This is a genomic window from Bacillus sp. SIMBA_074 (genome assembly GCF_046534555.1).
In the GTDB taxonomy this organism is placed as follows: domain Bacteria; phylum Bacillota; class Bacilli; order Bacillales; family Bacillaceae_G; genus Bacillus_A; species Bacillus_A mycoides.
The window spans coordinates 1-258 of sequence record NZ_JAWRYM010000789.1 but is presented as its reverse complement, the minus strand read 5'-3'; the positions used below and the strand labels follow the sequence as shown (position 1 = coordinate 258).

The following is a 258-nucleotide window of genomic DNA, read 5'->3' as shown; positions in this document are numbered from 1 at the left end:
GCGCCGTCCTCGTCGTCAACAGCGGCTCGTCCTCCTTCAAGTACCAGCTGATCGACAGCGAGACCGAGGAGTCGCTGGCGTCGGGACTGGTGGAGCGGATCGGCGAGAAGAGCGGGCACACCACGCACCGAGGGCCGGACGGCACCACCGAGCGCACGCTCGAGATCCCCGACCACACAGCGGGCTTCCGTGCGATGCTCGACGCCTTCGCGGCGGAGGGGCCGAGCCTGGAGGAGAACCCGCTGGCGGCGGTCGGCC

1 pseudogene is annotated in these 258 nt (G+C 70.9%); it reads left to right on the top strand.

Annotated elements, in window-relative coordinates:
- Positions 1–258 (top strand): annotated as a pseudogene (locus SB773_RS32915) (acetate kinase); the annotation flags it as partial.